This is a genomic window from Escherichia sp. MOD1-EC6842, from assembly GCF_002965705.1.
In the GTDB taxonomy this organism is placed as follows: domain Bacteria; phylum Pseudomonadota; class Gammaproteobacteria; order Enterobacterales; family Enterobacteriaceae; genus Escherichia; species Escherichia ruysiae.
The window spans coordinates 1-396 of sequence record NZ_PTRF01000065.1 but is presented as its reverse complement, the minus strand read 5'-3'; the positions used below and the strand labels follow the sequence as shown (position 1 = coordinate 396).

Sequence of the window (396 nt, the reverse complement as noted above, 5' to 3'; positions counted from 1 at the left end):
CCGCTGGGCTGCGGCTGGGTTATCTGGCGTGATGAAGAAGCACTGCCGAAAGAACTGGTGTTCAACGTTGACTATCTTGGCGGGCAAATCGGGACTTTCGCCATCAACTTCTCTCGCCCTGCCGGTCAGGTGATTGCGCAATACTATGAATTTCTGCGCCTCGGTCGTGAGGGTTACACCAAAGTACAAAACGCCTCTTATCAGGTCGCCACTTACCTGGCGGATGAAATCGCTAAACTGGGACCGTATGAGTTCATCTGTACAGGTCGCCCGGACGAAGGTATTCCGGCGGTTTGCTTCAAACTGAAAGACGGCGAAGATCCGGGATACACCCTGTATGACCTCTCTGAACGTCTGCGTCTGCGCGGCTGGCAGGTTCCGGCCTTTACCCTCGGC

At 55.3% G+C, this 396-nt stretch carries 1 protein-coding gene; it reads left to right on the top strand.

What is annotated here, in order from left to right; genetic code table 11:
• The coding region (locus A7Z29_RS23105; RefSeq protein ID WP_286135456.1) for a pyridoxal-dependent decarboxylase at positions 1–396 on the top strand (396 nt) is incomplete at both ends.